This window comes from Planktotalea sp., from assembly GCF_039984035.1.
Taxonomy (GTDB): Bacteria; Pseudomonadota; Alphaproteobacteria; order Rhodobacterales; family Rhodobacteraceae; genus Planktotalea.
In genome coordinates this window covers 1-7114 of the sequence record NZ_JBDWVM010000425.1, presented here as the reverse complement: position 1 = coordinate 7114, position 7114 = coordinate 1, and the positions used below count along the sequence as shown (strand labels likewise).

Sequence of the window (7114 nt, the reverse complement as noted above, 5' to 3'; positions counted from 1 at the left end):
AGAAAAGACACCATAGGAACGACTTGTCCTAAAGTTAGAAAGCTGAGTTCAGCGCCGTTGTTGTCGCCGTTTGCATCGCGAAGAACGTCCGCCAGGACCGACACCCCTAAATGCGCACCAGAGGAATGGCCAACGACCAAGACCTCATCCACATCACTGCTCAGCGCCTCTTTGATGCGTTCTGCAAACTCTGCCATCCGCGCCTCAAGCTCCGCAGGATTGGCGCCGCGCGTGCGCGCTGAATAGGCGTAGTCATGCATGAGATAATAGGCGAAGAACTTTCCGTCCTTGCGACGGAAGAAATCTAAAATCGCATAGGCCAGCCCTGCCCCCATGAGCCAGCCGAAAATGCCCCCGACAGCGGTCGGAAGCAGTGTTTGCGTCGCATAGGCAATGGCGTAAGCCGCGAGAAACGCGATCAAGGCTTGTACCAACAGAAAGCCAACGGGATAGAGCGCTGCGATCACTGGCCCTTTGCGCAGCTTCATCAAACGCCACAAGGCACCGCTGCTGATATAGACCCAAGCCGTGCGCGCCATGATGCCATAGGTCGCGCCAATGCCCATGTTCATGCTGGTCTTAACCATGTCGGCCCAGAACAACACTTCGATATCGCTCTCGACGGTTTGACCGTCGATCTGCGCCTCTACATGCCAGCCGTATGGACCTGCGCCCTTTTTAGCGGATTGGGAAATATCATAGCCGGAAATGGCGCTCTGGAGCGCGCTTTCCTTGCGATAGAGTTCGCGATAGCGGCGTGGATGGAAGGGATCATAGCCGGGAATGTAGAACACCCGCCGTCGCCGTACCTGCCCCTCAACTGCCCGCATAACCCAACACCCTTTTTGCACACAATCCACTTAGACCGGTGATTTGGCAAGACTATGACGACACGCAGCTTATGTGCTGCGCAAAGAGTTAACCGAGTGTTGCGAGCGCAGGGAATGTTTCAAGCAGCCAGAAGGCAAAGAGCGAAAACGCACCTGTCACCATGGCAAGGCCGACAGCGATCAAAAGTATACCAGAGATCTTTTCGATCAGCCCCATATGCTTTTTCAGTTTATTCATCACGCCCATAGCCCGATCGATAAACAGCGCCGCTAGAAGAAATGGCAATCCGAGACCAAGCGCATAGATGCCCAGCAAGGTGGTGCCGCGCGCGACATCCGCCTCAGACGCCGCCAAAGAGAGGATCGCCCCCAATTGCGGGCCAATACAAGGCGTCCAGCCAAACGCAAAGGCAAGGCCCAGAACATAAGCGCCAAACGCGCTGCCGCCGCGATCACCCGCATCCAAACGTGCCTCGCGATCAAGGAACTTAATGCGGAAGACGCCGATGAAATGCAGACCAAAGACAATGATCACGACACCGGCGATTTGCCCGAACAACACCTGGTTTTGCAAAAAGAACGCCCCGAACACGGAAGCCGTGAAACCAAGCAACAAGAAAATCGTCGAAAGGCCCATGACAAAGAACAACGCAGCCGTGGTTGTTTGCCGACGCCCCTTGTTGGTTCCCTGCATTTCAGGAAGCGACACGCCGCTCATAAAGGCCAGATAGGGCGGCACGATGGGCAGCACACATGGGCTCAAAAATGAGATAACACCAGCGATCAAAGCAACGATCATTGCTGGGGCAAGGCCGGCGGAGATGATATCGATTCCAAACATAGCGTCACTTAGCCCGATGCAGAGCCACGTGAAAAGTCACAAGGCCGTGGACTAATTGAAACATCACGATTACATCAGCGCAATGCGACATATTCTTGATGCGAAATCCCTGCTTTGTCCCCTGCCCGTGCTAAAGGCGCGCAAGCGGTTAAAGGCGTTGAATATCGGTGATGAGCTTGAGCTGCAGGCCGATGATCCTGCCGCTATTGTTGATGTTCCACACTATTGCGCGGAGGCGGGTCATACCCTTCTTGAAACGCGTGAAGAGGATGGGTTTCACGTATATGTGATCCGCAAAGACAGCTAGAAACGCTTCTTTTTGTGGCGATACGTCAAACAAAAACGCCGCGCTCAGAGCGCGGCGTTTTGTTGTTTTATAAGGCCTTGGTTACTTGCCCAAAGACCACCAACCGCGACGTTTGGGTTTGCTTGGCTCAAATGATCCCAGTGATTTTGCCTCAGTCGGCTCAGCCGGTTCTTCTTTCACCTCAGGCTCCGTGCTCGTGACGGGCTCTGGCGCGGCTTCCGCAACTGTTTCAACAACAGGCTCTGCGGCAGCCTCTACAGTTTCAGCCGCTGGTGTTGGCTCTGGAGCCGCCTCAACCACAGGCGCGGCCTCGGCTTCAACAGGTGCTTCAACGGCTGCCTCTTCACTCTCAGCGACCTTCTTTGCCGCTGGTTTACGTGCACGAGGCTTGCGTTTTGGCTTCGGCTTTTCTTCCGCGGCTGGTTCTGCTTGCTCAGTCTCAGACTCGCCTTCTGCCGCAACGACCTCCGGTGTTTCCTGGGCCTTAGGCTTGGCTTTTGCTCGTGATCTGCGCTTTGGCTTGGGCTTTTCTTCCACTGGCGCTTCTACTGCTTCAGCCGCGTCGGCCTGAGGCGCTTCCGTGACAACTGGATCAACAATCGCTGCATCGGCAGCCACGACGTCGGCAGGTGCTTCAGCGGCAGCTTCAGTTTGCTCGCCTTCTGCCGGTGCAGAAACTGCCGTGGTCTCAGCTGCGTTTTCACCAGAGTCTTCACCTTGCGGCGCATCACCAGCAGTGTTCTTTTTACCACCGCGACGACGACGACGACGGCGCTTCTTAGGCTTTTCTTCACCCTCAACGCCCGCAGCTGTCGCTGCATTCTCCGCATTTGCAGCGGCCTCGTCTTCTTCAGCCGCCACATCTTCATCGATCTGGGACATCAAAGAGGTATCAACGGACACAACCGGTGCAGATGGTTCAGGCACAACGCGCGTCGCTGTCTTGAACTTCTCAAGCGCGAAGTCAGGGCTAACCATGTGCATGTCCGCCTCGATACGGACAGAAAGGCCGTAACGCTGTTCGATCTGCGCGATATGCTCACGCTTCTGGTTCATCAGATAGTTGCTGATCGCCACTGGGCAGCGCACCAACACTTCGCGGGAGCGTTTGCGCACGCCCTCTTCTTCAATCTGACGCAGGATGTTGAGCGCCATGTTGTCATCAGAACGGATCAAGCCCGTGCCGTGACACGCAGGGCAAGGCGCAGTCGTCGCTTCGATCATGCCAGGGCGCAGACGCTGACGAGACATTTCCATCAGGCCAAAGCCGGAAATGCGGCCAACCTGAATGCGCGCACGATCAGACTTCAACTTGTCCTTCATACGCTTTTCAACAGCGGCATTGTTCTTGCGCTCGTCCATGTCGATGAAATCGATCACGATCAGGCCAGCAAGATCACGCAGACGCAATTGGCGTGCAACCTCTTCAGCTGCTTCAAGGTTGGTCTTGGTTGCTGTGTCCTCGATTGAGCCTTCTTTGGTCGCGCGACCAGAGTTCACATCAATCGCAACAAGCGCCTCAGTGACGCCGATCACAATGTAACCACCGGACTTCAACTGAACCGTTGGGTTGAACATACCCGCCAAGTAGCTTTCCACCTGATAACGGGCAAAAAGTGGCATAGATTCAGTGTATTGCTTCACGTTCTTCGCGTGCGACGGCATGATCATCTTCATGAAGTCTTTTGCGATGCGATAGCCGCGCTCACCTTCGACAAAGACCTCATCGATGTCACGGTTATAAAGATCGCGGATAGATCGTTTGATCAAATCGCCTTCTTCATAGATCTTCGCAGGCGCGATGGACTTCAACGTCAGCTCGCGGATTTGCTCCCACAAGCGTTGAAGGTACTCATAGTCGCGTTTGATTTCGGTCTTGGTGCGCTTGGCGCCAGCGGTACGAACGATCAAACCTGCGCCCTGTGGCACGTCGATTTCGTTCGCGATCTCTTTGAGTTTCTTACGGTCAGCAGCGTTGGTGATCTTGCGTGAAATGCCGCCACCGCGCGCAGTGTTTGGCATCAGAACGCAGTAACGACCTGCAAGGCTCAGATATGTCGTCAGCGCCGCGCCTTTATTGCCACGCTCTTCTTTCACAACTTGAACCAAAAGGATCTGGCGAACCTTGATCACTTCTTGGATTTTGTAGCGACGTGGGCGTGGCTTACGTGGTGGGCGAATGTCATCCGCGTCATCATCATCCGCGACTGATTCAATGCTAGAATCGCGCTCAGACGCTGTTTGTGACTTAGGCGCTTCTGCCTCTTCATCACTTTCATCCGCGTTTTCTTCGCTTGCAGTCTCTTCGGACGCATCGCTTGCAGCGTCTTTTTCAGATGCGGCGTCAACTGCCTCAACTTCGGATTGCTCAGGCGCAGCCGTTTCTTCAACCGCCTCTTCTGTCGCAACTGTTTCTTCAGCAGCTGGCGCCTCTTGTGGCGCGTCAGAAACCGCCTCGACAGCAGATGCATCTTCTGGCGCATCGACAGCGATTGTATTGTCTGCCGATGTATCATCGCTCAGATCAATCGTTTCCATGCCGCTGATTTCACTCGGCGTATCTGTCGCAGTTGTCTCTACCTCTTTGCTGACGATAGCATCATCACTTTTGATGTCCGCAGCTTTGCTGGATGAACGACGGCGCGAGCGGCGTGGCTTGGGTTTGTCCTGCTCATCATCACGGGCGCGCATTGCCTCAGCATAGGCGCGCTCTTCCTCAAGCAGCGCCTCACGGTCTGCCACTGGGATCTGATAATAATCAGGATGAATTTCCGAAAACGCGAGGAAGCCGTGACGGTTTCCACCGTAATCAACAAAGGCCGCCTGCAAAGACGGCTCAACCCGTGTTACTTTTGCGAGATAGATGTTGCCAGCAAGCTGGCGTTTGTTTTCGGATTCAAAGTCAAATTCCTCAACCTTGTTTCCATCGACCACAACAACGCGGGTTTCTTCCGCGTGGGTGGCATCGATAAGCATTTTCTTAGCCATAGTATCCGTATGCGCCCGGCGCGAGAAGAAATGGGCCGATCACATTGGTGATCCGGCGGTCCATTGGTTCGGCTTGCGGGGCGTCTGATTTGGGCGATATGGCGCGCACGGCGGCAGTGCCCGTAAGGGGCACCTGCTTCGTAACTCAATTCCTGCGCGCGCTTCATCGCGGTTCTGCTCCGACACATCACATTTCGAAATGTCTGTGCCCTGTAAAATGCCGTTCTTTCCTAAAAAAACGGCGCGTCGTAAGGTCAAATGATATCTTTATGAACAAGATCATCCGTTGACCGTATCGGTCTGCCTCCAAACGTCTTCACTTCTCGTGAAGCGGGATGCAGCGAAACTCTCCCGGTCCATGTTTGCTTAGGCAACCACGGGCCGTACTCCCTACATAGGGTCTTTCTGGGGGCTCGTGCAATGGGTAAATATGTAGATTACGTGACAACCGCACAGCGCAGCGAAGCTTATGCCGTGGAATGGAGCGGTTTTCAGATACCTCCAAAACGCCTTGAATTCGGCACAAGAGCGCCAAAGCCCCTTGTAAACCTGACTTTAGCGCAAAAACACAACGTCAGATTGAAGTTTGCGTGATTTTAAAAGAGGTACTTGTCGAGAAGGATTAAAATTATGGCATCTTCTAAACCACCAGACACGCGGCCCGCGCCTTCCAGCTCTGAAACGTCGACCCAAACACGCCCAACGCCACAAAAACCGGTCGTGTTTACTGATTTTGCGAGTATCTGAACTGAACGCGCCGTGTTAAAACACGCGCATGTCTGAACCCGTCTCCTCCATTCGCAATCTTGGCCCTGCAAGTGACGTAAGTTTTGCAAAAGCGGGCATAACCTCAGCCGATCAGCTGCGTGCCCTTGGCGCAGATGACGCCTACCGCGCCTTGCTGAAATCAGGCGCGCGCCCTCATTTCATTGGATATTATGTCATTGTAATGGGCCTTCAGGGTCGCCCATGGAACGATTGCCAAGGCGAGGAAAAAGCCGCATTGCGCAAAACCTTCGACGCCCTCAAAGCAGAAGTGCATGGCACAAAAGAAAAGGGCCGCTCCGATCTCGAAGCAGCCCTTGATATGATCGGCGTTATCGAAAAGCGCAGCTGATCTAAATCACCTTTATCTTCCCAAACAAATTTCGGGGGTTTGGGGGCTGGCCCCCATCCCGAAATTCGAAGTAACGCTTAGCCTACCAGTTCAAGACCGGAGAAGAAGTAAGCGATTTCAACAGCTGCTGTTTCAGGAGCGTCGGAACCGTGAACGGAGTTTTCACCAACTGATTCCGCGAATTCTGCGCGGATCGTGCCCGCTGCAGCGTCTGCTGGGTTTGTTGCGCCCATTACTTCGCGGTTTTTCGCGATAGCGTTTTCACCTTCGAGAACCTGAACAACAACTGGCTCAGAAATCATGAATTCGCACAGCTCGCCAAAGAAAGGACGCTCAGCGTGAACGCCGTAGAATTCTTGTGCTTGTGCAAGTGTCATTTGAATACGCTTGGACGCTACAACGCGCAGACCAGCTTCTTCGAATTTCGCAACGATTTTACCTGTGAGGTTACGGCGTGTTGCATCAGGCTTGATGATAGAGAATGTGCGTTCCAGAGCCATGGGAGACTTCCTTTATGTGAAGGGCGACCCGCCCTATGCGAGATGCGCCAGTAAATTCTGACGCGCGCTTAGCATGCACCTCACACCTTGGGAAGACATCTTATGCGCTTTCGTCGCTCAACTTGATGCATCACGCAGCACATTCAGAGCTTTTTCGATCAAGCAAAGATCACCGCTAGCGTCGGCGCATCGCCTCTGTTAGAGGCTCGCCATGCTTAAGATATCTGACATCACATATTCCGTTGCAGGCCGCACGCTGGTTGAAAACGCATCCGTCACAATTCCAACTGGTCATAAGGTGGGTCTTGTGGGTCGCAATGGCTCTGGCAAATCGACGCTGTTTAAAATCATTCGCGGCGAGATGGTGCTCGACACGGGCGGCGTAAGCATGCCGCAGGGTTGGAAAATCGGCGGTGTTTCCCAAGAAGTGCCGGGCAATGAAGTATCCTTGATCGACACAGTTCTGCGCGCCGATGTGGAGCGTGAGGCGCTTTTGGCAGAATCCGAAACAGCAACCGATCCGGGACGCAT

General features: G+C 54.0%; 8 protein-coding genes. 3 read left to right on the top strand and 5 right to left on the bottom strand.

Translation table 11 applies throughout. From position 1 onward, the window contains the following. Together ABJQ89_RS18675 and ABJQ89_RS18670 are read right to left on the bottom strand one after the other, a co-directional pair. The coding region (locus ABJQ89_RS18675; protein ID WP_348497662.1) for a hypothetical protein at positions 1-830 on the bottom strand (830 nt) is incomplete at its 3' end. Between the two features lie 88 nt (positions 831-918). Further along, on the bottom strand, positions 919-1671 hold the full coding sequence (locus ABJQ89_RS18670) for a cytochrome c biogenesis protein CcdA (protein WP_348497661.1): 753 nt from the start codon (positions 1669-1671) through the stop codon (positions 919-921). 82 nt (positions 1672-1753) lie between these two features. On the opposite strand from ABJQ89_RS18670, the gene ABJQ89_RS18665 reads away from it, so the two are divergent. Further along, positions 1754-1978 (top strand): sulfurtransferase TusA family protein, encoded by a 225-nt coding sequence (locus ABJQ89_RS18665; protein WP_348497663.1) that lies wholly within the window; start codon positions 1754-1756, stop codon positions 1976-1978. A gap of 81 nt (positions 1979-2059) precedes the next feature. Here ABJQ89_RS18665 and ABJQ89_RS18660 read toward each other — a convergent pair whose 3' ends face one another. Continuing rightward, complete coding sequence (locus tag ABJQ89_RS18660) at positions 2060-4966, bottom strand: Rne/Rng family ribonuclease (RefSeq protein ID WP_348497660.1); 2907 nt, start codon at positions 4964-4966, stop codon at positions 2060-2062. Then, complete coding sequence (locus ABJQ89_RS18655) at positions 4959-5099, bottom strand: hypothetical protein (RefSeq protein WP_348497659.1); 141 nt, start codon at positions 5097-5099, stop codon at positions 4959-4961. The genes ABJQ89_RS18660 and ABJQ89_RS18655 overlap by 8 nt, the downstream gene beginning before the upstream one ends. A gap of 642 nt (positions 5100-5741) precedes the next feature. On the opposite strand from ABJQ89_RS18655, the gene ABJQ89_RS18650 reads away from it, so the two are divergent. Next, positions 5742-6083, top strand: coding sequence for a TfoX/Sxy family DNA transformation protein (locus ABJQ89_RS18650; protein ID WP_348497658.1), 342 nt, complete (start codon positions 5742-5744; stop codon positions 6081-6083). A gap of 77 nt (positions 6084-6160) precedes the next feature. On the opposite strand, the gene ndk is transcribed toward ABJQ89_RS18650, so the two are convergent. Further along, a complete protein-coding gene (gene ndk / locus ABJQ89_RS18645) occupies positions 6161-6583 on the bottom strand; it encodes a nucleoside-diphosphate kinase (RefSeq protein ID WP_348497657.1) in 423 nt (140 codons plus the stop codon). 211 nt (positions 6584-6794) lie between these two features. On the opposite strand from ndk, the gene ABJQ89_RS18640 reads away from it, so the two are divergent. After that, on the top strand, positions 6795-7114 hold a 320-nt coding region (locus ABJQ89_RS18640), incomplete at its 3' end, for an ATP-binding cassette domain-containing protein (RefSeq protein ID WP_348497656.1).